At 64.1% G+C, this 22,247-nt stretch carries 20 protein-coding genes; 14 read left to right on the top strand and 6 right to left on the bottom strand.

Features of this window, described 5'->3' with window-relative positions; translation table 11 throughout:
* Nucleotides 1-172 precede the first annotated feature (172 nt).
* Both AB4Y75_RS10060 and AB4Y75_RS10055 read right to left on the bottom strand, forming a co-directional pair.
* Nucleotides 173-1,183 carry a MauE/DoxX family redox-associated membrane protein gene (locus AB4Y75_RS10060; protein ID WP_441435724.1) on the bottom strand — a complete coding sequence of 337 codons (1,011 nt, stop codon included), beginning with the start codon at nucleotides 1,181-1,183 and terminating at the stop codon, nucleotides 173-175.
* Nucleotides 1,184-1,228: 45 nt separating this feature from the next.
* The gene (locus AB4Y75_RS10055; RefSeq protein ID WP_441435723.1) at nucleotides 1,229-2,299 is read right to left on the bottom strand and encodes an LCP family protein; all 1,071 of its coding nucleotides are present in this window, start codon (nucleotides 2,297-2,299) and stop codon (nucleotides 1,229-1,231) included.
* A gap of 102 nt (nucleotides 2,300-2,401) precedes the next feature.
* Here AB4Y75_RS10055 and AB4Y75_RS10050 point away from each other — a divergent pair, with 102 nt between their 5' ends.
* Complete coding sequence (locus AB4Y75_RS10050; RefSeq protein ID WP_441435722.1) at nucleotides 2,402-2,842, top strand: VanZ family protein; 441 nt, start codon at nucleotides 2,402-2,404, stop codon at nucleotides 2,840-2,842.
* On the opposite strand, the gene AB4Y75_RS10045 is transcribed toward AB4Y75_RS10050, so the two are convergent.
* Together AB4Y75_RS10045 and AB4Y75_RS10040 are read right to left on the bottom strand one after the other, a co-directional pair.
* The gene (locus AB4Y75_RS10045; RefSeq protein WP_441435721.1) at nucleotides 2,820-3,461 is read right to left on the bottom strand and encodes an arsenate reductase/protein-tyrosine-phosphatase family protein; all 642 of its coding nucleotides are present in this window, start codon (nucleotides 3,459-3,461) and stop codon (nucleotides 2,820-2,822) included. The genes AB4Y75_RS10050 and AB4Y75_RS10045 overlap by 23 nt on opposite strands.
* Nucleotides 3,461-4,990 (bottom strand): polysaccharide biosynthesis tyrosine autokinase, encoded by a 1,530-nt coding sequence (locus AB4Y75_RS10040; protein WP_441435720.1) that lies wholly within the window; start codon nucleotides 4,988-4,990, stop codon nucleotides 3,461-3,463. Before AB4Y75_RS10040 ends, AB4Y75_RS10045 begins: the two co-directional genes overlap by 1 nt.
* Before the next feature lie 171 nt (nucleotides 4,991-5,161).
* Here AB4Y75_RS10040 and AB4Y75_RS10035 point away from each other — a divergent pair, with 171 nt between their 5' ends.
* The 11 genes from AB4Y75_RS10035 to AB4Y75_RS09985 all read left to right on the top strand — a co-directional run bounded on the left by AB4Y75_RS10035 (nucleotide 5,162) and on the right by AB4Y75_RS09985 (nucleotide 16,260).
* On the top strand, nucleotides 5,162-6,094 hold the full coding sequence (locus AB4Y75_RS10035) for a helix-turn-helix domain-containing protein (protein ID WP_441435719.1): 933 nt from the start codon (nucleotides 5,162-5,164) through the stop codon (nucleotides 6,092-6,094).
* Nucleotides 6,095-6,374: 280 nt separating this feature from the next.
* Nucleotides 6,375-6,878: a hypothetical protein gene (locus AB4Y75_RS10030; protein ID WP_441435718.1), complete on the top strand. Its 504-nt coding sequence runs from the start codon at nucleotides 6,375-6,377 to the stop codon at nucleotides 6,876-6,878.
* A gap of 364 nt (nucleotides 6,879-7,242) precedes the next feature.
* Nucleotides 7,243-8,253: a hypothetical protein gene (locus AB4Y75_RS10025; RefSeq protein WP_441435717.1), complete on the top strand. Its 1,011-nt coding sequence runs from the start codon at nucleotides 7,243-7,245 to the stop codon at nucleotides 8,251-8,253.
* Complete coding sequence (gene lepB / locus AB4Y75_RS10020; protein WP_441435716.1) at nucleotides 8,250-9,017, top strand: signal peptidase I; 768 nt, start codon at nucleotides 8,250-8,252, stop codon at nucleotides 9,015-9,017. The genes AB4Y75_RS10025 and lepB overlap by 4 nt, the downstream gene beginning before the upstream one ends.
* Before the next feature lie 68 nt (nucleotides 9,018-9,085).
* Nucleotides 9,086-10,282 (top strand): polysaccharide pyruvyl transferase family protein, encoded by a 1,197-nt coding sequence (locus tag AB4Y75_RS10015; protein WP_441435715.1) that lies wholly within the window; start codon nucleotides 9,086-9,088, stop codon nucleotides 10,280-10,282.
* Entirely contained in the window at nucleotides 10,270-11,499 is a 1,230-nt protein-coding gene (locus AB4Y75_RS10010) for a lipopolysaccharide biosynthesis protein (RefSeq protein ID WP_441435714.1), read from the top strand. Before AB4Y75_RS10015 ends, AB4Y75_RS10010 begins: the two co-directional genes overlap by 13 nt.
* Nucleotides 11,500-11,502: 3 nt before the next feature.
* Nucleotides 11,503-12,444, top strand: coding sequence for a nucleotidyltransferase family protein (locus AB4Y75_RS10005; RefSeq protein ID WP_441435713.1), 942 nt, complete (start codon nucleotides 11,503-11,505; stop codon nucleotides 12,442-12,444).
* A gap of 2 nt (nucleotides 12,445-12,446) precedes the next feature.
* The gene (locus AB4Y75_RS10000; protein ID WP_441435712.1) at nucleotides 12,447-12,746 is read left to right on the top strand and encodes a PqqD family protein; all 300 of its coding nucleotides are present in this window, start codon (nucleotides 12,447-12,449) and stop codon (nucleotides 12,744-12,746) included.
* Between the two features lie 291 nt (nucleotides 12,747-13,037).
* On the top strand, nucleotides 13,038-14,066 hold the full coding sequence (locus tag AB4Y75_RS09995) for a glycosyltransferase (RefSeq protein ID WP_441435711.1): 1,029 nt from the start codon (nucleotides 13,038-13,040) through the stop codon (nucleotides 14,064-14,066).
* Nucleotides 14,063-14,815, top strand: a complete 753-nt coding sequence (locus AB4Y75_RS09990) for a WecB/TagA/CpsF family glycosyltransferase (protein WP_441435710.1) — start codon at nucleotides 14,063-14,065, stop codon at nucleotides 14,813-14,815. The genes AB4Y75_RS09995 and AB4Y75_RS09990 overlap by 4 nt, the downstream gene beginning before the upstream one ends.
* Before the next feature lie 20 nt (nucleotides 14,816-14,835).
* Nucleotides 14,836-16,260 carry an O-antigen ligase family protein gene (locus AB4Y75_RS09985; RefSeq protein WP_441435709.1) on the top strand — a complete coding sequence of 475 codons (1,425 nt, stop codon included), beginning with the start codon at nucleotides 14,836-14,838 and terminating at the stop codon, nucleotides 16,258-16,260.
* Between the two features lie 53 nt (nucleotides 16,261-16,313).
* On the opposite strand, the gene AB4Y75_RS09980 is transcribed toward AB4Y75_RS09985, so the two are convergent.
* Together AB4Y75_RS09980 and AB4Y75_RS09975 are read right to left on the bottom strand one after the other, a co-directional pair.
* Nucleotides 16,314-17,591 carry a hypothetical protein gene (locus AB4Y75_RS09980; protein WP_441435708.1) on the bottom strand — a complete coding sequence of 426 codons (1,278 nt, stop codon included), beginning with the start codon at nucleotides 17,589-17,591 and terminating at the stop codon, nucleotides 16,314-16,316.
* Between the two features lie 228 nt (nucleotides 17,592-17,819).
* On the bottom strand, nucleotides 17,820-19,205 hold the full coding sequence (locus AB4Y75_RS09975; RefSeq protein WP_441435707.1) for a sugar transferase: 1,386 nt from the start codon (nucleotides 19,203-19,205) through the stop codon (nucleotides 17,820-17,822).
* Here AB4Y75_RS09975 and AB4Y75_RS09970 point away from each other — a divergent pair.
* Nucleotides 19,198-19,323 carry a hypothetical protein gene (locus AB4Y75_RS09970; protein WP_441435706.1) on the top strand — a complete coding sequence of 42 codons (126 nt, stop codon included), beginning with the start codon at nucleotides 19,198-19,200 and terminating at the stop codon, nucleotides 19,321-19,323. The two genes, AB4Y75_RS09975 and AB4Y75_RS09970, sit on opposite strands and share 8 nt — an antisense overlap.
* Before the next feature lie 314 nt (nucleotides 19,324-19,637).
* Nucleotides 19,638-22,127, top strand: a complete 2,490-nt coding sequence (pcrA, locus tag AB4Y75_RS09965; RefSeq protein WP_441435705.1) for a DNA helicase PcrA — start codon at nucleotides 19,638-19,640, stop codon at nucleotides 22,125-22,127.
* Nucleotides 22,128-22,247: the final 120 nt, after the last annotated feature.

Below are 22,247 nucleotides of genomic sequence, written 5' to 3'. Positions count from 1 at the left end.
GATAGGTGTCTCTCGGGAGGTTCTGGCTGGGGCGCGAGAGCATCGGTGGGCTTCCTGCAACCGGGATATTCCACCGCCATTTCTGCGGGCGGCGGTGGAAACACGACGACGGCGGGGCGGCCGCCGTCGTCGTGTTTCTGGAATTATGCGCCTCGGACGGATTGCGGGACTTTCAGTGCTGCTCCGCAGCCTCACGCAGGACGTCCGCTATTTCCTCGACGAAACTCTCCATCTCCTCCAGACCTTCCACGGGGCCGCCGGCCAGATAACCGTCCGCTCCCAGGAGGACCGCGGACGGGGAACTCGTGAGCCCCAGGGCCTTCCAGGCGAGGCTGTCGTGATCGTAGAGAACCCCCTCGGCAGTGGGGATGGAACGACGGAGCGGCTTGTGCGGCACCGTGCTGAGGATCCGCACATCGACCTCCGGGATGCGTTCGCTCCACTCGGCCACCTTGCCCGCGGCCACGTGGCTCGGCTTGCAGACGCAATTGAAGGCCACCAGGAGCTGGGCTTTGGCCGACGCGAGCTCACGCAGCGTCTGAACGCCGCCGTCTTCGGACTGCAGCAAGGCCGCGGGAATAGGGTCGCGGCTGAAGTCGTCGTCTTCGGAACCCGGATCACCGGCGCCCGAAGCCTGCGCCACGGCTCCCGGCCGGCTCGCCTCATTCGAGCGGTGGACGATCAGACCGGCCAGCACCAGCAGAAGGGCGCTCAGGACGATCCACCACAGGGCCGACGGATCGCCTCCGATCAGGGAGATCACGGTCCCGCCGCTCAGAGCCAGCCAGAGGGTCAGCGCGCCGAGAACCACCAGAAGGGAATTCCGCACGAGCGTCTTGGCCGAAACACTCTGATCACCGATGCGGCCGAAGCACCCGCAATCAGGCCGGGGATCGAAGGTCAGGGCGCGTGCGATAACGCCCCAATAGCCCACGAACAATGCCAGGGACAGCACTGCGGCCACGCTGAATACTCCGGACCAGGGGGAGAACAAGAGAAGGGCCAGGAGAATCTCGCCCACGGGCAGGGCCCAGGCGAAATAGTCACGGCGCAGGAATCCCGGCAGCCGGAGTTCGGTCACCACGCTGAGTGTGGATTCCCGGTCCCGCAGCTTGGCGATTCCACTCAGCACCAGAACGGCGGCGAGACCGATCGGGGCGAGGACCAGCGCATCCGGTGTCAAACTTCCTCCTCTGATTCCGCTGTCGCGGGAAAGCCTGGGAAACGCTCAGTTCCCGTTTTTAAGATTGTTGGCTGCGACGAAGTCGGGCATCTTCCCGGCTTTCATCGCATCGGCCAGGCCCTTCGCCTTGGCGGTGTCCAGGTTCACGATCGACTGCCCGTCGGAGGACCAGCCGGTGCCCAGGGTGGGGAGCGTGAACATGACGGTGTTCGAGGGCCGGATGTCCTTGAGATCCAGGGCGAGTTCTCCCGCCTTCTGTCCGGTGAGGGCCGAGTCGACCGTGATGTACGGGGAGATCTCATTGACGATGGAACTGAGGGTGCCCGGATTGGCGAGGACCTCGGGCTTGGCGACCTTGGTCATCAGGGAACGCAGGAAGATCCGCTGGTCCCGCACCCGCTGGTAGTCCCCGTCGTTGAAGGCGTAGCGCTCCCGGACGAAGGCCAGAGCGGTCGTCCCGTCCATGTGCATGGTGCCCTTGGGGTAGTGGACGCCCTTCTTGCCGTAACCGCTCGAGGTGAAGGCCACCGGCACATCCACATCGACGCCTCCGACGGCATCGGTCAGACCTTTGAACCCTTCGAAGTCGATGAAGGCCACGTGATCGATCCGCTGCTTGAGAAGACCTTCGACGGTCTGGACCAGGAGCGGCACACCGCCGAAGGCCAGGGCGGCGTTGATCTTGGCCTCGCCATGGCCGGCGATGGGAACCCAGGTGTCCCGCATGATGGAGACGAGGTAGGCGTTCTTCCGGTCGGCCGGCACGTGGAAGAGCATGAGGCTGTCCGCCCGCTGATCGGACGCGTTACCGGCCTCGGCGGTGTCCACACCGGCGCCGCGGCTGTCCGAACCCACCAGCAGGATGTTCACGGCCGCCTTGTCGCCCACCTTGGTGACCGCCGGACGCTGGCTCTCCGCAGGAAAGGCGGAGGGGAGCTTGGCCGTTTTCGAATCGAAGGTGTTCATCAGCCCGGCGACGTAGATGAAGGCGGCCACGCCTGCCAGCACCACGATCGTGGCGAAGCTGACCAGGGTCCAGAGCGCGATCCGCTTCTTCCGCTTGCGGGGCTGAGTGGAGTCCGCGGGGGTATCCGAGGGGAGGTCTGTGGGGCTCATGGCTTCCTTGAGGTTGCTCGAACGGGAAGAACTGTTCCCGGGATGGTCTCGTGGTCTTTTCCTGTAGCCTGCTGAGGTTGTTCCGCTGGAGAAAGGGGTCCCATGACGCGCGGATGGCTGCTTGCGGCTCGCGGTGCGTTCGCCATGTACATCGTGGCACTCCTCCTGGTGGTGCTCCTGCCGGCGGACGACGCGCGCCAGGTGACGGGCTTCGTCTCCGTCATCGCCGAATTCCTCTCCACCTTCGGGATCCCCCGTCAGCCGGCCGAAGTGGCGGTCGAGTTCGTGTCCAACATCGTCCTCTTCGTCCCCTGGGGTTTCTTCCTCAGGCTGTTGAGCCGTCCGCATGTGCCGGACTGGGCCGTCGCGTTCAGCGGGACGGTCCTGTCCACGGTGATCGAGGTGCTCCAGCTCGTGATCCCGGGACGGGTGACCGCGCTCTCCGATGTCATCGCCAACACCCTCGGCACTGTCACCGGGCTGCTGTTGCTGAAGGTCATCGTGATCATCCGTGGCCGCCTCAGCGCACGAGGTGCCGACTGAGTCCTTCGGCGATCCGCTGGGTCAGGTCGTTGATCTGCCGGCCGACCGCGCGGTGCACGTCTTCCGGTTTGTTGATCGGGTCCCGCACGTCATCCTCCGGGGAGAGCGGTGCCAGGTGACGGGCCGACGACGCCGAGCGCACGATGCCGCTCAGCGCGGAGCCGGTCGTCGCTCTCGTCGGCTGACCCCACAGAGGTTCGCCGGCCGCCGTCGCACTGTGGCCTGAGACCGGCAGAGCGGCGACGATCCTCCCGAATTCGGCCAGCGTGAAGGTCCGCTGAGCGGCCGTCGGATAGCGCTTGACCAGATCGTCGCGCTGACCGCGGGTCATGGTCAGGACCAGGTCCGAGGCTCCCACGATCTCCGCTGAGAGCTGCTTGCCGACCGCGCCCGTGGGGTCTGCCCCGTACTCCTGGGACAGCGCGGCGGGCCACGGTTCCATAGGCGCCCCCACCACGGCATGCAAGCCGGCGCTGAGCAGTTCGAAGTCGCCCGCCCCCGCCTGCCCCAGGCGCGCCCTCAGGAGCTGTTCGGCCAGGGGCGAGCGGCAGATGTTGCCGATGCACACGGTCAGAACGGTCGACGGCGGCCTGTGGGCAGACTGGGCGGAACGGGACATCAGGCCCTGCTACGGTCCCGGCGGCGCATGTGGCGCTGCGGTTCGAGCTCCACCGGGTCGGTCTCGCTGACGGGGGTCGACTCGGTCACGGGAACGTGGCTGGCGCGCGGTGACTTATCGCCGGCGTCCTTCCGGTTGTAGTACGTGTAGTACTGGTAGCCGTAGCCGGATCCCGCCGCGGACTTGCGCGGCACGCCGTTGATGATGATGCCGAGCGGACGGCCCTTGACGCGCTCCAGGTTCTGCAGTGCGCGCTTGAGCTCGTCGTAGGTGCTCTTGCCGGAGCGCGTGACCACCAGGGCGCCGTCCGTCTGAGCGGTCAGGATGGCCGCATCCGTGACGGGGAGCAGCGGGGGAGCGTCGATGAGGACGATCGCGTGCTTGGCGATGTCCTGCAGCATCTTCTGCATGACGTTGGAACCGAGCAGTTCGCTGGGGTTCGGCGGAACGGAGCCGGCGCCCAGGACATAGAGGTTGCCGCTCTCGCCCCACGGCTGGAGCACCTCGTTGAGGTTCGCCCGGCCGATCAGGACGTCGGTGAGGCCGATGGTGGTGAGCAGACCGAACGTCTTGGCGACGGTGGGGCGGCGGAGATCGCCGTCGACCACGACCACGCGCTGGCCGGACGCCGCGATGGTCTGCGCGAGGTTCGCCACCACGGTGGTCTTGCCCTCGCCGGGGAGCGCGGAGCTCACGACGATGATGCGCGGCGGGTTGTCCACATCCATGAACTGGAGGTTGGTGCGCAGCTCACGGATGGCCTCGGCCACCGCGTGGTCCTGCTGGCTGGTGTTGTCCAGATCGTTGCCGCCGTGCGACGCGACGATGCGGTGGGTGCTGTCGAAGTCCTTGTTGAAGGGCACGGTGCCGATCACGGCCAGACCGGTCTCCGATTCCACCTGGGCGGCGGAGCGGACGCGGCGGTCGAAGATGTTCCGCAGGAGTGCGTAGAGCACGGCCAGCACCAGGCCGGCCACCAGACCGATCACCAGCGCGAGCTTGGTGTTGGGCGAGGTGGGCGAGGTGGGCAGCTGGGCGGCGTCCAGGGACCGGAAGCTCACGATGGACTTGTCCTTGGAACCCGCGGGGCCCTTCTCCAACTCGTCGACCTGGCTGCCGACCGCACGCACCCACGCTTCAGCGAGATCGCGGGCGCCTTCAGGCGTCGAGGCCTGAGCCGTGAATTTGAGCGTTGCGGTGTCCTGGGGGTTCTGAGCGGTGACCCTGCCGATCAACTGTTCGGGCGTCGTGTTCTGCAGTTTGAGGTCCTGGATCACAGCCTCCGCGACCGAACGGGACTTGGCCGCGTCCAGGTAGGCCTTGGCCCGGGATTTCGAGTAGCTCTCGCCGATCATGGCGGTGCTCAGATCCTTGTTGACGCCGACCGACACGATGCCGCTGGCGTCGGCGCTGTACACCTTCGGCTGCAGCAGACTCCAGCCGAACGCCACGAGGACGCCCAGGACTGTGATGCCGAGGACGGAAACCCAGTGTGCTCTGAGAATTTTCCAGTAATCGGTCAACTCCATGTAGATATCCCCTTGGTGGTGCGGTGAAGAAAAAGTCCCGGCGCCAGTGCAGAGGCCTGGCATCCTGAACATCCTAGCGTGTGGATCTAAAGTGTTACTCAATAACTTTGGTATGACATTCGAGTCGCAAGCCGGACGGGCCGACAAGCCGGTGTTGCGTAAATCCGAGGTGTGGACAGCGAAAGGCTCGTGGTTCGTGTGGTGGGGGGAATAGTGGTGCGGCAGGATATTCTGGCGGGCCGGGTGAAGGCGACCGGGCTGCCGACGCTGGACGGCGGGTTGCAGGAGCCGGAAAATCCGGAAGAGTGCGTGGTGGGCGAAATCGCCCTCTGCCATCGGGAGGGAGACCTTTCCGCGCTCGAATTTCCCACCGGCTGGGTGGACCTCTACTTCCTGAATCGTGCGCTCGTCGTGAATCCGGCTGACGGTCTGGCGAAGGAATGTGGCGGTGCCTTGCTGGTGGTGCCTGGTGGGCAGGACGTCGAATCCCCGTTTCTGGGCTACGGCGACGTCGATCGCATCCGGCTGGCCCGCGGCACCGCCGAGACTTTCGCGCCGCACGCCCTGACCGGTGTCCAGTTCTTCCCTACCCTGACCAGGCTCGACCGAGCGGCCCACAGTTTCATCCGCGCCATGATGGGACATCCGGTGGAGCACCGGAGATCCTCGATCGAGGATTACGCTTCGGAGCAGATCCTCCTGGAACTCGCCGGCAGCGTCCTGCTGGAGCACTGTGGGTCGTCGTGGGCCCCGGGCTCGGCCTCGTCGGCTCTGCGCGATGAAGCCATGGCGGTGATCGCCCAGCGGTGTGCCGATAAGCATCTGAAGCCCGAGGCCGTGGCGAAGGCCGTGCAGTCGTCATTGCGCAGGGTTCAGGCCGCCTTCGCTGAAGTCGGCAATTCCATCGCGGCCGAGATCAGGAGACAGCGAGGCCGATTGGCGAAGAACCTGTTGACCGATTCCCGCTACGACGTGCTGAGCGTGCAGCAGATCGCCGAACAAACCGGATTCGGCACCACGACCGCCCTTCGGCGCGCGCTCGATGAACTGTACGGCTGCGGCCCGCGTGAATTGCGTGAAGGCCGCTGGTCCGGCGTGGAATAAATCCGGTTTAATAAGTGAGAGAAGCCTCCTGGAAAGGCGGGGAGGTCTCCGTCTGACGATTTTCGCCGGTTCGCTCCGCCCTGGGCGTCGCGGAAGGTGCCGAGGCGTCGCCATAAAGAACATTGCGCGCAGATCTTGTGTCGTTAAGCGCCAACTTTCCCGGAATGGTCTCCGGCGATCCGCCGCCATGGTTAGGCTCGGAATCATCCGGGGGGAACCAGCATTCGCAGGGTTCCGTTGCCCACAGACTTTTAGTCGTGAATCGAAACATTGAGGAACCATGAGCGCAGATCTTAAGCTTTCCAACTCCACCACTCGCCGTGCCGTCGTCAAGGGTGCCGCCTGGTCGGTGCCCGTCATCGCCGCCGCGGTCGCTGCTCCGGCCGCCAGCGCCTCCACCTCCGAGCTCGGCGCCCTGGCGCTGAACGGCACCTGTGGCATCCTCGGCGTCATCGGCCCGGGTTTCACCCTGACCGCGTCCGCCACCGCTCCGATCCCGGCCGGCACCGTCATCAACATCACCGGTTCCGGCGTGGCCAACATCGGCGTCTTCAGCGTCACCGGTGGCCTTGCCTCCGTTGCTGTCCTGAGCGGCACCGACCGCCAGATCACGCTGACCGCAGATCTGCCGGCAGGCGGCACTCTCAACCTGCGCACCACACTGTCCATCAGCGTCGCCTTCAGCCTGTCCGCAGCGCTGACGCTGCCCAGTGGTTACACCGCCACGGGCGGCAAGCTCACGGGATCGGTCAACTCGACGCTGATCCTCTGCAACGCCGGCTGATCACCCTTTCGGGCTCCGCCGTGAGCCCGTTCCGGATCGCAATGCCTCTGCCGGCGCCGCCTTTCGGAACGGCACCGATGAAACTCACCACTCCGTATTTTTCGGTGCGGACGGGTCTCGTGAAACGCGTCAGCAATTCTGCTGGCGCGTTTCGCGCATCCTGAAGAGTGAACTAGGGTATTCGGAGAGTCTGCGACGTCGTCGTGCGGTGTGACTTTGCGGTTGAAGAATTCATTGCTGTGGGGGGAAATTGCAGTCCAACGACATTCTGGTGAATGCCTTGGGCGGGGTGGTCCGGGTGCGCCTTGACTTCGCCGGTCATTCTCTGGACGAGACACGCCTTCGGGCCCTGCAGGACCCGTGGATGGACGCCAGGCCCCTGGACCAGGATGCGGCGACCAGGGATCTCGACGTCTTCGAGCTGAGCTGGCCGTTTCCAGACGAGGAAAGCCTGCAGCGTTCGATCGCCGATCTGTCCACGCATGCGACCCTTGCCGCCATCGAGGGACGCCGCGGGCAGTTGCTCATGCTTCATGCCGCCGGCATCGCCGATGACACCGGGAAAGTGCTCGCCTTCATCGGCCCATCCGGCAGGGGGAAGACCACACTTGCGAGGACCGTGGGGCAACATTATTCGTATGTCACGGACGAAACCGTGGGGATCGAACCCGACGGCACGGTCCATTCCTACCGGAAGCCGCTCTCCATCATCCGTGAGGGAGAGGACCACAAGGAACAGGTGGCGCCTTCCCTTCTCGGGCTGAAGGAACTGCCCGACGCTGAGCTGCGCCTCGGCGGTCTGGTGCTGGTCTCCCGGTTGCCCGAGCTGCCGGAGGGCCCGGAGATCAGCCGCTTGGAGCTGTGCGAGGCCCTCGCCGCGATCGTTCCTGAGGTCAGCTACCTCGCTGACCTGGATCAGCCTCTTCAGACGATGGCGCGGCTGGTGGACCGCTGTGGTGCCATCCGGCAGGTCACTTACAGCGAAGCCGCGGACGTTCCGGACCTGGTTCCCCGGCTTCTGGCCGCCGCGGAGCCTGATCGCTGGGAAGCCGTCCTTCCGGAACCGGATCCTGCCGGAGCTCACAGTGCCCCGAACGGGGAACGGTATGTGCCCGCTCGCGTGCTGGACGCGGTGGAGTCCGCGGGACAGACGGCCATCATCGACAGCAGCCGTGTGGTGCACATCCTCGACGGCGTGGGCCCCGTCATCTGGCGCTCGCTCTGCGCGGGTCGGGACTTCGACGGCCTCGCGCGCGACGTCGAGGCGCAGTTCGGTGTGCCGCCGGAGCGCAGCCTGGAGGAAGCGGTCAGCATGGTTCTGCGTGCCCTGGCCGACGCCGGCCTGCTGCAGCGATTTCCTGACAGCGCGGCATGAGCACCGGAATGCCGGGCGGCTCTCAGCCTGAGCCGCAGAACACTGCGCCGGACAGCGGGGAGCGGGGCGCGCCGGCTCCAGCGGCCGCGCGCCGTCGTCGTCCGCTGCTGAAGTCTCTCTGGTTCCAACTGCTGATCGCCGTGGTCGTGGTGGCGCTCGTTCAGGGATTCTTCGTCAAGGTGTACCAGGTCCCCTCCGGTTCCATGGAGAACACTCTGAATGTGGGAGACCGGCTGCTCGTCAACCGTGTCGCCTATGCGGGGTCGGCGCCGCAGCGGGGTGACGTCGTGGTTTTCCGGAAGCCTGCTTCCTGGGGGCCGCAGAGCGAGCATGGAGCCGTCCGGACCGCGATCGGGTGGTTCGGGGACCTCACGGGCATCGGCCCCGGCAACACGGACTACATGGTCAAGCGCGTGATCGGCGTGCCCGGCGACTCGGTCGCCTGCTGCGACGCGCAGGGCCGCGTGATGGTGAATGGCGCGGCGATCGATGAACCGTACGTCTACCAGGATCTTCCCTGGACTGCCGGGACGTCGAAGTGCACGGGAACCCAGTGGACGGCACGCTGCTTCCACAAGGTCACGCTCGGTCCCGATGAATATCTGCTGCTCGGCGACCACCGCTCGAACTCCGCCGATTCCGTGATCTCCTGCCGCAACGCCGCGGCCACGAGCGGGTGCGCCAGGACGGCGTCCCGGGAGGAGATCATCGGCCGCGTGGACTGGTTCCTCTTCCCGTTCAGCAAATGGGGCAGGCATGTTTGAGGCCACGATAGAAGCCACCGTGATGGTGGGATGGAGCGGGTCCTCCCGGACCGCGCAGGGGAGTGTGCATGGGTAATCTGAATCGACTGGTGGCCGGCCGTACGGTGCCCGTGGTGGTCTCCACGCAGCGTCAGCTTCTGAGCAGAGGCAAGCGGATCGATATCGAATCCGGGGTCACCGCTGTGCTTTCTCCAGCCAGTTATGGCTCCTTCGGCGACGAGGGGATGATGCAGGGCAGCCGCGACAGTATTCTGGCCGCTCACGGCCGTCCGGAGCTCTTCACCCCGGGTGATGGCGAATCGTGGAGTGAGATGGGCGTGGACGGGGTGGCCTCGTTCGACGGCGTGATCGCGGTGGGCGGTATGCATGTCGATGCACGGAAGTTCGCTCTGCTCACCAGCGCCGCTCGAGTGGTGGTTCTCGGGGCGGACTCCATTGACGGGGCGTACGGTATTCGTTCCATTGCTCAGCGGGTCAGTCTGCTCAACGTGGCCGTGGCCCAAGGCCGTTCTGCGGAGCTGGCCAACTTCAGTTTTCGCAAGCATGCCAGCCAGGATGCGCTGGCTGCGCTCCGGCACCTTGATCCTCGCGTGCGGCTCACTGCCCGTGATCGCAACTCGCAGAAGCGGATCGTGGCCGCCTTGCGGCGGGAGGTCGGTGTCTTCCCTGATGTGGCTGCGTACATGCAGCCCTCCTCGACATCGGCAGTCGAAGAATTGTCCGACTGGATCGTCAGCCGGGGCAGGCCGACGGCCGTGCTCGTGCCGAACACTCACTTGGCCGCGTTCAACGGAACCGGTCACGAAGAAGTGCGGCGACGTTTCGCCTCCTACGTTTCTGCCCTGGTGGGAGCGGGTTTCGCAGTCGTGGTCCTGGCGCACGACATCCGAGAGGAGCCCGGCGATGTGGCGCTTTCCCACGAACTCGTCGCGGGGGCGGATCCTCGGACGTGCAGAGTGGCGGTTCCCCGCAACGCGCAGGAGGCCAAGGGCATGCTCGGGGCCGCCAGCGTCGTGGTGACCGCTCGCATGCATGCCGGTGTGGCCGCCCTCAGCCAGGGGATACCCTGCGTCGGCCTGGACTACGTGGACAAATTCACCGGTCAGTTCGAGTGGTACGGGGCTGACCGGTACGTGGTCGCCTGGGAGGACAAGCCTTCTCCCGACCACGTCACCGGACTCGCTCAGCAGGCGTTCGAAGCCGCGGCTGTCCGGGAAATGAGCACCCCTGCATTCGTGAACGCGCCGCCATCATGGTTGCTGTAGCGCAGACAGTCACGCGACGGCATCACGCGCTCAATGCGGTGGGGTCGATCCTCATACCGATGAGCTCGCTGCTCGTGGCGCCGCTATTGACGCGCTCTCTCGGCCCAGCGGGACAGGGCGATTTCTCCACCAGCCAGTCGGTGATCGTCGTATCCGCCTCCCTGCTCGGTCTGGGGGCCTCGGACTCCCTCGCGGTCTACAGCAATTACTGGAGCAGGAAGTTTCGGTGGGGTATCTGGGCGGCCGCTGTCGTGGTGGCACTCCTGATGGCACTCGGCGCTGCAGGATCATTCGCGCATGCGGGGCTACTGCATGATGAGCTGGTGCTACCGCTGGCGGCGGGGGCGGTGATCTTTGCCCTTGCGCTGGTTCAGCGCGGTGAGGTGCTCAACCGGAACATGATCCTTGAGACGTCCGTCGAGAAATGGATCACGGCCCTGACGCGTCTGGCAATGACCGCGGGACTTTTCGTCACGGGTCACCTCAACCTTCAGACAGCGGTCCTTTCCCTGGTGCTGCCGCAGGTGTTCGGTTTCCTTTACCTTTCCCTGGCCACTGCGCGCATACCGCGCCAAACGGCCGAGATCACGACACGGGTCATGCGGCGAGTGACAGACCGTCCTCTGAAGACTGCGGCCTGGGCTGTTCTGGGCGGCCTCGGGGGTGTGCTCCTGGTCAATCTCGATCCGATCGTTCTCAGGCCCCTGATCGGGGCGGAACAGTTGGGTTATTACGCCATTGCGATGCTGATCGCGGAGCTCTTCACGGTGGCCGCCAAGCCCTTCCGGGATGCCGCCCTGGCCGGCAGCAGTGGTTTGCGCAAAATCCACGAATTCACCACGATCATCAAGTGGTGTGCCCTGGTCATGACTGCGGGGCTTCTGGTGTGTGTGGGAACTCTTTGGTTCCTCATACCGTTCGTATTCGGCCATGCTTTTCAGGGTGCAGTGCTTCCTTCCATGATCCTGGCAGTAGGAGGCTGGGCCAAAGGCTTGGGCTTCCTGGTCAACGGGATACTGGTCCGTACCGGGCATGCTCGGATGCGGGCATATGCCACGCTGACTGCGGTGGCCTTCAGCGTCGGAGGGATGATTCTTCTGTCGCCCTGGGGGGCCTGCGGCGCGGCGGTGGCTGGAGCTTTCGCCTACGTGGTGATGCTGGCGCCGGGCGTGATCTTCTTGCGGGGCAGACAGAGGATTTCGAGGAGGGGACGCTAACGAATGCAGCAGGAATCGGAATATGCCAGGACGACCTCGGTCTCACTCCCGATGTCTTCCGCGACACCACTGGCCTACGTCATGGTGGACCGTCTGGCGCGGAAGCACGATATCCGTGCCCTTGCGATCAAGGGGCCGGTATTGGCTGAACTGGGATTGCGGCCCAGGAAAGTCTCCAGTGATGCTGACATCCTGGTGGAGCCGGGCCGGATCGCCGAACTCTGTGCTGTTCTGGAAGCCAAAGGCTGGAAGGACCGCGAAGTCCGGTTCTCGCCCAGCATTCTGGATCCCCACTCACGGACTTTGATTCACCCGGAATGGCCGTGCGACATCGATGTCCACTCCTACTTCCCAGGTTTTTTCGGTTCTCCTGAGGACGTCTTCGAATCGCTTTGGGCGGGGCGCACGCGGGTCCGCATGGCCAATATGGACGTTCAGACACCCAGTCGGGTGGCCAACGGGGTGGTGGCGTTGCTTCACCTGAAGCGGAACTCTCCGGACTCGAACGACAACTCTTACCACCGCGCCTTGATGGAAGCACTCGTGGAGAGCGATGGCCCGGGGCAAAGGGCCGAGCTCGAATATCTCGCCAGGGCCGGCAGGTTCCGGCGGATTCTCGAACCCGAGTTGCGCTCGCTGGGTCTTGAAGGGTCCTTCGATGATGTCTCGGACCGGGACATGGCTCGATGGGAGATCAACCGGACGACGCACGCTGAGGCGACGACCGGAAGCTGGCTTTACGCGATCCGCACGGCATCAGGCTGGTCCAAGATGACGGTCTTCGTGAAAGCCGTCTATCCGAGCAGTGCGGAATTACGGAAGGATCCCGGAATGGAAGAATCCGGTGTGTTGCGGCTGATGGGAGTTCGCACCAAGCGCCTGGTCCATGGAGTCAGGACGCTTCCGTCTGCGGTGGTCAGCCTGTTCCGGAACTGGAGGCAATAGTGGTGTCTGCGTGGTATCGGTCCCCGGACGTTGCCTTTGAGAGCCTGGGAGAGGATATCCATCTCCTTGATCTCCGTGATCTGAGCGGGTTGCTGATCCCTCGTGCCTTGGAGGGGCCCGCTGCCGTCATCTGGCTTGCGCTCGGCAGCGAGGAGGCTCCTCAGGCAGAGGGAACTGTGGTGGGCCGGGTTGCTGAGCAGTTCGGTCTCGAGGAAGAGGACGTACGTGCTCAGACCGTGGCCTTCCTTCAGGATCTGGCGGACCACGGATTAGCTCGCTTGACGGGGAATGTCTCCGGCTGATCCCGATTTTCCGCACGACGAAGCCCGATTTGCCCGAAGTCGTGCTGCTGTCACGGTCGAATTCCCGCAGCCCTCATGGGATAGAATTTGTTCAGGCTCACGTTTAGGCACCGGGCCGTATTCATGTTGACCGGGCATTCCATCGAAGCCCTGTCATTTTTTGGGGGGAAGAATTGATGGAACCGATTCATCGGTCCCGGCGTCGGCTGCTGCAGATCGGCAGTGAGGGTTTGCTCTCAATCTGCCAAAAGAGATTCGTGCCGGGGGCTGCCGCCTGGGAAGGGCGCTGCCATGCCGGCTGAGGTCTCGGCCGTTCGGCCCCTCGTGGACGAGAAGAATCCCGTCTTTGTCAGCTGGATCGATTTTCATGGACGCAGCGAGGGCATTGCCCGCCGTCTGGGAATCGAGGAATGGGCACAGGGCGGCGGAAATGGTCCGGTTCCTTTGCGCTACCTTCGTCTCTGGGCTGCGACGTGGAAGTACCTTCGTCGGAAGAAGCCAACCGAAGTCATCGTGATGCAGCCTCCTGTCGTCGCTCTTCTTGCCGTCCGTGCTGCGGTGGGCCGCAATGTCCGGATCTGCGGGGATCTCCACACGGGGACGTTTTACGATCCGAAGTGGAAATGGTCCACCAAGCTTGTCCTGAAAGTGCTGAAGGCTCCGAACATATCAATCGTGACCAACGACGCTCTGGCTGCGAAGGTACGGAGTCTCGGTTCTGAAGCAGTGGTTCTTCATGACCTGATTGAAAGCTACGAGCCTGCCGAGGCGCTTGGTCCATTTGAGGACCCGGCACTGGAGTCACTCCTGGAATGCCCCTATGTGCTGGTGCCGATCACGTATTCCTATGATGAGCCGCTCGACGAGCTGGCCGCTGCGACCCATCGAACGCCCGGCGTCCGATGGGTCTTCACCGGAAGACCCCCGGCGTCTTTCGTCGAACAATGCGATCAGAGCAATACCGTTTTCCCCGGGTTCGTGTCCCGCGAGGAATACCTTCGGCTGCTGGCCCACGCCAATATTCTGTTGGCGCCCACCACTGAAGAGGACACCATGCAGCGCGCGGGCTACGAAGCCATGTGCGCCGGCAAGGCGCTTGTCACGTCGGATACAGCCGTCCTGCGTGACTTCTTTGCCGATGCTGCTCTCACGGTGCCGCCGAAATCGGAACGTTTTGCGGCCGCAGTCCTTCGGGCAGCGGAGGAGCAGGAGACGTTCGAGGGCAGGATGAAGGATCTGAAGGTGCGTCGCGAACAGGAACAAGAGGACGCGCTGGCCCGGCTCGTCGAATGGATCAATGAGGGTAAGGGGAACCAATGACGTCCAAGGCAGGTCTTTTCAAGCGACGCAAGCGCGTCTTTGACCTTCCCCTCGATCTCCTCACCATGGATGAGTCGGTGGAGCGCTGCCATGAGCTCATTGACGAGCGCGGGCACTGGCGTGCCGATCTGAACGCATCGATCGTGCTCGATGCTTTGGACGACCACAAGCTTCGCGAATACGTGGAGACCAGCGCCATCAGTAATGCGGATGGTCAGTCGATCGTCTGGGCGAGCCGTCTCCTTGGTGCGCCTGCGCCCGAGCGTGTCTCCGGCATCGATCTGTTCCTTGAACTGATCCGCCACGCGCCGAACCGTGGTGACAAGGTGTACCTGCTGGGTGCGGAAGAAGACGTCGTAGCAGCCGTGGCCGAGATCTTCGCCGCGCAGGGCGTGGACGTGGTCGGGTACCGCAACGGATTCTGGACGGCGGACGAGGAGGACGGAGTGGTGCAGGCTATCGCGGACGCCAAGCCGGACATCCTGTTCTTGGCTCTCCCCAGTCCGAAGAAGGAGCATTTCGTCCTACGCCATAAGGACCGCCTGGGCATGGGCCTGGCTTTCGGCGTCGGAGGTTCCTTCAACGTCGTCTCCGGTCAGTTGAAGCGTGCCCCGCAGTGGGTTCAGCGTTTCGGGATGGAGTGGTTCTATCGTTTCATCCAGGAGCCTCGTCGACTCTTCAAACGGTACTTTGTGGGTAACGCCAAATTCGTCATGCTCACGCTGAAGGCCCGGCTCAAGAGCCGCTGACCAGGGACCGTGATTTCGTAGTGGGAAGCATTCAGAAGTTGATGACCCATCGGGACTGGCGGGCGACCCCTTTGTGGTCCTGGGGTGTCGTCTTGCCATTGCTGGTGGGGCTGACCTATCTGGCCGTGGCGGATCACACGATCGCCATAGGGGCTCTGGCAGTCCTGATTTCGGTGATTGCGCTGTGGAGCCATCCTCAGTCAGCGGTGCTCTTCTATGTGATTCCACTTTTGATCGGTGAGCAGGCCTTGGCGATCGTCCTGGGCGGGGATCAAGGGAACACCGTGCAGAAGGTATCACTCATCGCGGTGACGATCCTTTGTGCTCTTCTTGCCGGACTCCGGCGCCCACCGGCTGCGGTCTTGTTCGTCATCAGTGCTTACTTCGTCCTCCTCGGCGTGTCGCTGCTGGTCAATCTCCGGCCCCCTCAGTCGGTCACGAGCTTCCTGACATCTACAGCGGGCTACTTGATCCCGTGGTTGATCTTCTTCGTGGACTGGCGACGAGTGACAGTGGTCACGATCATGCGGACGATAGCTGTCGTTCCCATCGCCACCTTGATGTGCAGTATCGCGCTCGATGCGGCGGGCGTCGTCCCGCTCTTCACGTCGGGAACATTCGACATGTCTCGACTGGGTGGAACGCTCCCACCCGCATACCTCGGGGCAGCTGGCGCATTCGGTGCCATCGCTTCGTTCTGGCTGTGGCTGAATCGCGCCAAGGGTGCGCTCATCACGTTGGTCTTCGGGCTTGTCGTGGCCGCCGCAAGTGCTACCCGTGGGCCCATTGTCGTGATGTTCTTTGTGATCCTTTGCTTGGTCATGTTCAGCCGCCGATTGCGGAGCAGGATGGCGGGCGTCATACGCATCGCGGTGCTCGGAGCGCTCACCGTGGGCGCCGGGCAGATCGCCCCGGTGCTGATCGAACGTACTACGGACCAGGATCAGTACCACGGCGGCGGTCTGTCCGGCCGGAATCTCGCGTGGGACTATTTCTGGTCACGCTTCTTGGAGCAGCCCTGGCTGGGGCATGGCCCGGGAGCAAACGCTCTGCTTTCGCAGGAATCAAGCGTTGAACTGGTGCGCCAGTACTTCATCGCCCCCCACAACACCTACTTGCAGCTCCTGGTGGACTTCGGGATCGTGGGTGCCATCCTGATCGGTCTGGGGATCGTGCTGGTGTTCGTGTCGGTCGCGCGTCGGCTCACGGAGCGCCGGGACAAGGTCCTGGTGGTCTCTCTGGGCCTCGCCATGCTTTTCTACGCCTTCTTCGACAATGTGCTCGCGGCCCCGCAGATCTACATCCCGATGGCGCTGATTCTGGCCTCGCTGTCGGCACACGGGAAGGCCGCGGGAGCTGAGGCCGAAACGGAGCCCGGGGAGCCGGAAACCGCGGGCCAGGATCAGGAAGGTCTCCGGAAGGAGCCGGCCCTGGCCGTCTCCTGAGATCGCCAGGCTTCGATCCAGCACCGACTCGCGTAAACCCCGGACGGATTGCGTCAGGTGCGGCTGAAGGCGTCCGGCATGGCTTTCACGGGCCGGGCTCTGGGGATCAAAGCGGCTCCGACGACCAGCCAGAGGGGAACGGTGGCATTCATCGAACCGGCGGTCTCGGCGAGCATCGCGATGATCAGCGCACCGAACGCCAGATACTGCTCCCAGCGGGCGGGCTCGCGGAGGATGTTCACCACCAGCCGGCCCAGGGCCAAAGCATAGATCACCACTGCCACGAGGCCCACGGCGGAGAAAGCGATGCCCGAGAGGCTCTCGGAGGCCTCTTGCAGCGTGCCCAGTTTGCCGGCGAAGTTGCCGACATACCCGAAGCCCCGCCCGATGACGGAGTCGATTGCATGCTCCAGTCCGATCGTCAGCCCATCCACATGTGAGTCGGAATTGCCGAGGTCCGCGATGTTGCTGCCAGCCATGATGACGGGGACACTCATGGCGGGCAGGGCCACCAAGGGGTGGAGCTTGCGGGAGAGGAACGGGCCCACCAGTCCGATGAGCATGAGAAGGATGCCTGCGCGGCTGATGGTCGCCACCGTAGCGAGTCCGAAAGCGATGACCAGGAGCAGTCTCCACCGGGAGCGGTAGACGTAGTTCACGATGACGGCCGCAGTGCCGGTGGCAATGCCCGTCGTCGGCGGATTCAGGAAGAGACCGCCCGCCCTGGCGACCAGATCGCCGCTCAGGTTGTAGGACATGTAGTACCCGGGCAGACCGTTCGGGTAGATGGCCGTCTTGCTCAGCAAGGCGAACGGTGTCGGATTGATGATGCGGATTCCCGCGGCCTCCAAACCGATGTAGGCCGCGTTGAGTCCGATCACGGTGACTGCCACGGCGATGATCCACCGCCATTCCCTGCGGGTCATAGCGAGACCGGAGACGATGACCAGGACGGGCATGCACACCTGTCGGAAGAGGAAGAACGCGGAATCCGAAGGGAGAATGCCCTCGTCGATCGTTCTCCAGAGCGCGACAGCGCAGCTCACCATCCAGATGAGGCAGACCAGTCCTGGAGCGCTGAAACGCCGGAGCATCCGCAGGAGAGCCACCAGGAACATCAGAACGATGCACGTATCGTCCATCAGGTTGAATCCACCGAAAGAGGAGTAGGTCAGGAGGATGTTCTGCGCGAGGCCGGTGAGAATGGCCCCGATGGCGAGAAAACCGAGAAGCCATCCGCGATTCTCCGGAACGAAGGAGTTGTTCAGCCGGGCAGGATCTGGCGAGGACCGTCGTCGGGGCGCGGACGGGGAGGAGAGCTGGGTCTTCATGCGATCCCTTTCAGGGATGGCCAAAGACGGAGACTGCACCCGGTCCGGGGGAGAGTACTGGGGTGCGGCGACCGTGATGGGGGGGGAGGGGGGAGTCGTGCGGGAGGGGTGCTGCTTTGACGGGCTCTGGCCCGGAGCCCTCAGGGCGGTCCGGTGGGGAACCGGTCAGCCGCAAGGCTCATGCCGTTCCGGGTGGGCCCGGCTCGGCTCGAAGGGATTCGGCTCGGCTCAGTAGGCGCCGTCCTTGCCGAACACCGCTTTGGCGGTCCGGAAGAGGATCAGCAGATCCTGTGCCAGGGACCAATTCTCCACGTAGTAAAGGTCGAGCCGGATCGATTCGTCCCAGGAGAGATCGCTTCGTCCGCTGACCTGCCACAGCCCCGTGATCCCAGGTTTGACCAGGAGACGGCGGTGCGCAAAATTGTCGTAAAGCGCCACCTCTCGGGGAAGCGGTGGACGAGGCCCGACCAGACTCATGGTGCCATTGAGCACGTTGAACAGCTGAGGCAGTTCGTCGATCGAGAACCGGCGGATCCAGGAACCCATACGAGTGACTCGCGGGTCCTTCTTCATCTTGAAGAGGACGCCGTTGCCTTCGCTCTGATCTTGAAGATTGATCAGCTGCGCTTCGGCGTCCGTGCGCATCGAACGGAATTTGATCATCTTGAAGGGCTTTCCCCGCTTACCCACGCGTTCCTGGAAGAAGAGCGCGGGTCCTGGGCTGTCCAGCCGCACCAGGAGGGCCACGATGGCCATCGGAATCGCGAGGACGAGAAGGATGCAGGACGCCACTGCGATGTCGAAGATCCGCTTGGCGAACGCCTTCACTCCTTCAAGCTTCGGCGTGGTCACGTGGATGAGGGGCAGGCCGGCCACGGGCTGCATGTGGATCCGGGGGCCGGACACGTCCGTCAGGGCGGGAGCCATGATCATGCCCACTTCGCGAGCCGACAGAGCCCATCCCAGGTGGCGCAGGAAAGTCGGGTCCAGCTCGGCGCCGCTTGAGATGGCCACGGTATCGGCTCCGGAACGGTCGATGGCGTCGAGAACCAATTCGACCGTCGGGAGGCCATGGAGAGCAGGCAGCTCGCCGCGAATGGCGCCGGAGTCCGTCAGCACCGCGGCGACCGGCTTGTACCCGGAAATGATGTGCTGCTCGAGTTTGCTGTTCAGGTGGTCCACGCTCGACGAAGCGCCGATCAGAAGGACTCGGTGAAGGTTGAGGCCCTCCTTGCGGGTCTTCTGAAGAGCCTTGCGCTGGACCCATCGGGAGGTGACCAGGAACAGCACACCAAGCGGCAGTGCGACGGCGACATAGCCGCGGGCGGTCTGGAGCTGGAAGACGTAGGAGAACACCGCCACTGCGCCGAAGAGCCAGAGAGAGGTCGCCGTGACCCTGCGGTACTCCTCGATGCCGGTGCCGATGAATTTGGTGTCACGGGACCCGGTGTATTCCAAAGCCGACCACCACGCGATGATCAGCAGCAGGGACACTGTCACATAGGAGAATTCCGTGATCTGACCCCGGAGCGCGGCATCGTCATTGGAACCGAAACGAAGGGTGTAAGCCCCGCTGACGGCCAGCACGATGCAGAGGAGGTCCAGAATGCGCATCCGAATGGCATGGGAACGCAGCCATGTGGCGGAATTGATGGGGCGGAAATCGCTGGCGGTGGTCACCGAAGCAGCCATGGCGGAGCCCGTCAATTCCGCGAGTCAGACGAACGCATGAGGCCCGGTGCGGAAAAGACCGGCCTTACTCGAACGAGACACCTATTCATGTTTTAAGCCCCCACAGCTTCCCCCTGAGTGCCTCACGGCAGACCCAATAATATGACGTATCAGAAGTGCGAGAGTGCTTGACTTGACACGTCGGGTTCAATCCTAAATCCAGACCACTTAGGGTACAAATTGTTTCCGCCTGCGTCGGGGGTTTTTCGCCCGATTCGGGAATTTAACCGTTTCAGGCCCGCCTCCACCGCTCGAGGACCCCTCTCGACCGGTTCGACGCTGACTGTCAGACGCCCCGCCTAAACTGGAGGGACCATGGACATGCTCTTCGATCCCTATGCCACCACGCCCGCACCAGCAGCCTCTCGCGGAGAGCGCGACGCGGGGGAATCGGTGACCGGCGCCACCGGGGGCGGCCGGGCCCCGCAGGAGCGAGGGGGCGTGCACAACCCCTCGGCCGAGTCACTGACCGAAGGCCTCAACCCGCAGCAGCATGCCGCCGTCGTGCATTCGGGACGACCGCTACTGATCGTGGCCGGCGCAGGTTCCGGCAAGACGCGTGTCCTGACCCACCGGATCGCGTACCTTCTGGCCACCGGGCGGGCGCACCACGGCGAGATCCTGGCCATCACGTTCACCAACAAGGCCGCCGCGGAGATGCGGGAGCGCATCGAGAACCTGATCGGCCCCCGTGCCAAGAGCATGTGGATCTCCACCTTCCACTCGTCGTGTGTGCGCATTCTGCGACGGGAGGCCGCCAATGTGGGCCTGAACTCGAACTTCTCCATTTACGACTCGGCGGACTCTCTGCGCCTGATCACCCTGGTGGCCAAGAATCTTGATCTGGATCCGAAACGATTCGCTCCCAAGGCGATCGCACACAAGATCTCAGCGCTCAAGAATGAGCTGATCGACGCCGAGGAATTCTCTTCCACGGCGAGTGAGAACAACCCGATGGACCGGGCTGTCGCCGACGTCTATCTCGGGTACACCCAGCGGCTGCGCCAGGCCAACGCGATGGACTTCGACGACCTGATCGCGCAAGTCGTCTACATGTTCCGGGCTTTCCCGGCCCTGGCCGAGTCGTACCGTCGGCGTTTCCGGCACGTTCTGGTGGACGAGTACCAGGACACCAACCATGCGCAGTATGCCTTGGTGAAGGAGATCGTCGGCACGCACGACGGCGGTCCGGTGCCGCCCAGCGAGCTGACCGTGGTCGGCGACTCGGATCAGTCGATCTACGCCTTCAGGGGTGCGGACATCCGCAACATCGTGGAGTTCGAAAAGGACTATCCGGACGCGGAGGTCATCAAACTCGAGCAGAACTACCGCTCCACCCAGAACATCCTGTCCGCCGCGAATGCCGTGATCTCACGGAATCCGGACCGCCAGGAGAAGCGTCTCTGGACGGCTTCCGGCGACGGCCCCAAGATCATCGGCTACGTGGGGGAGAACGAACACGAGGAAGCCGCGTTCATCGCACGTGAGATCGACCGGCTTCAGGATGCCGAGGGGCTCCGCCCGGGGGATGTGGCGGTCTTCTACCGCACGAATGCCCAGTCCCGTTCGCTGGAAGACGTCCTGGTCCGCATGGGTCTGCCGTACAAGGTGGTCGGTGGCACGCGGTTCTACGAACGTAAGGAGATCAAGGATGCGCTCGCTTATCTGCGCGTGCTGGTGAACCCTGAGGACGACGTCAACCTCCGCCGGGTGCTCAACGAGCCGAAGCGCGGGATCGGGGACCGGGCGGAGGCCGCCGTCGCATCTCTCGCCGAGCGGGAGCGCATCTCCTTCATGGCTGCGGCGCGTCGGGCGGAGGAGGCTCCGGCCATGGCGACCCGCTCCGTCAACGCCGTCCTGGGTTTCGTGAAGCTCATGGACGATCTCGCCGAGGTGGCCTCGGGCTCCGGAGCCGTAGCCGCGCTGGAGGCCGTGCTGGAGCAGACCGGATACCTGGCCGCGCTGCGGCTGAGCAATGACCCGCAGGACGAGTCCCGCGTGGAGAACCTGGCGGAACTGGTGGCCGTGATCCGCGAGTTCCAGAACGAGAATCCGGAAGGCACCCTCGGGGACTTCCTGGAGCAGGTCTCACTGGTGGCGGACGCCGATCAGATTCCGGACACCCCGGGGGACGTGGACGAGGCCGTGGCGGAGGCCCGACGCCTGGGCGTCGTGACGCTCATGACCCTCCACACCGCCAAGGGTCTGGAGTTCCCGGTGGTGTTCCTGACCGGTATGGAGCACGGTATCTTCCCGCATGCCCGCTCCGCGACCGACCCCAAGGAGCTGGCCGAGGAGCGCCGCCTGGCCTATGTGGGCCTGACCCGTGCCCGGCAGCGCCTCTATGTGACGCGCTCCGAGGTGCGGAGTCTCTGGGGCCAGAGCCAGTACAACCCCGCGAGTCAGTTCCTGGACGAGATCCCGGGCGAACTCATCCAGTGGGAACGTGAGGGCACCGTGCGGCCCGTGAACCCCGGATGGGCCAACGACGGGATCGGCAGCAGCCGCTACGGCGGGTCGTACTGGGGCGCGGGGTCCTCCCGCAACTCCCGCGGCGCGGCGGCCAGCAGCACTGCGGGCTTCGATGCGGACGTGCCGGCTTCCGTGGTGCGGGGCCGGGTGCAGCCGCAGAAAGAGGTCATCAGCGTTTCGCCGGGCGACAAGGTGAACCACAACGCCTTCGGCGAGGGCGTGGTGCTCAGCGTGGAAGGCGTGGGTGACAAGAGCGTGGCCAAGGTGCGTTTCCCGGTGGGGGAGAAGCGCCTGCTGCTGCGTTATGCGCCGGTCACCAAGGTGGACGGCTGAGGCTCAGGAGGAGGCCGCGGCAGGGCGTTTTTGCCGCCCTGCCGCGCGCATAACAAAACCAAGGCGAGTTCTACAAATCATAGAAATGTGGCCTTGGTCACGAAACCGGTAGTCTGGGAG

The organism is Arthrobacter sp. RAF14, assembly GCF_052114185.1.
Taxonomy (GTDB): Bacteria; Actinomycetota; Actinomycetes; order Actinomycetales; family Micrococcaceae; genus Arthrobacter_E.
The sequence above is the reverse complement of the archived record's forward strand: the minus strand, read 5'-3'. Positions and strand labels throughout refer to the sequence as shown.

Bases quoted from the DNA above. Each gene is read 5' to 3' on its own strand.
- AB4Y75_RS10055 (WP_441435723.1), bottom strand. From the start codon at position 2,299: ATGAGCCCCACAGACCTCCCCTCGGATACCCCCGCGGACTCCACTCAG.
- AB4Y75_RS10050 (WP_441435722.1), top strand. From the start codon at position 2,402: ATGACGCGCGGATGGCTGCTTGCGGCTCGCGGTGCGTTCGCCATGTAC.
- AB4Y75_RS10045 (WP_441435721.1), bottom strand. From the start codon at position 3,461: ATGTCCCGTTCCGCCCAGTCTGCCCACAGGCCGCCGTCGACCGTTCTG.
- AB4Y75_RS10040 (WP_441435720.1), bottom strand. From the start codon at position 4,990: ATGGAGTTGACCGATTACTGGAAAATTCTCAGAGCACACTGGGTTTCC.
- AB4Y75_RS10030 (WP_441435718.1), top strand. From the start codon at position 6,375: ATGAGCGCAGATCTTAAGCTTTCCAACTCCACCACTCGCCGTGCCGTC.
- AB4Y75_RS10025 (WP_441435717.1), top strand. From the start codon at position 7,243: ATGGACGCCAGGCCCCTGGACCAGGATGCGGCGACCAGGGATCTCGAC.
- lepB (WP_441435716.1), top strand. From the start codon at position 8,250: ATGAGCACCGGAATGCCGGGCGGCTCTCAGCCTGAGCCGCAGAACACT.
- AB4Y75_RS10015 (WP_441435715.1), top strand. From the start codon at position 9,086: ATGGGTAATCTGAATCGACTGGTGGCCGGCCGTACGGTGCCCGTGGTG.
- AB4Y75_RS10010 (WP_441435714.1), top strand. From the start codon at position 10,270: ATGGTTGCTGTAGCGCAGACAGTCACGCGACGGCATCACGCGCTCAAT.
- AB4Y75_RS10005 (WP_441435713.1), top strand. From the start codon at position 11,503: ATGCAGCAGGAATCGGAATATGCCAGGACGACCTCGGTCTCACTCCCG.
- AB4Y75_RS09995 (WP_441435711.1), top strand. From the start codon at position 13,038: ATGCCGGCTGAGGTCTCGGCCGTTCGGCCCCTCGTGGACGAGAAGAAT.
- AB4Y75_RS09990 (WP_441435710.1), top strand. From the start codon at position 14,063: ATGACGTCCAAGGCAGGTCTTTTCAAGCGACGCAAGCGCGTCTTTGAC.
- AB4Y75_RS09980 (WP_441435708.1), bottom strand. From the start codon at position 17,591: ATGAAGACCCAGCTCTCCTCCCCGTCCGCGCCCCGACGACGGTCCTCG.
- AB4Y75_RS09970 (WP_441435706.1), top strand. From the start codon at position 19,198: ATGCGCATCCGAATGGCATGGGAACGCAGCCATGTGGCGGAATTGATG.
- AB4Y75_RS09975 (WP_441435707.1), bottom strand. From the start codon at position 19,205: ATGCGCATTCTGGACCTCCTCTGCATCGTGCTGGCCGTCAGCGGGGCT.
- pcrA (WP_441435705.1), top strand. From the start codon at position 19,638: ATGGACATGCTCTTCGATCCCTATGCCACCACGCCCGCACCAGCAGCC.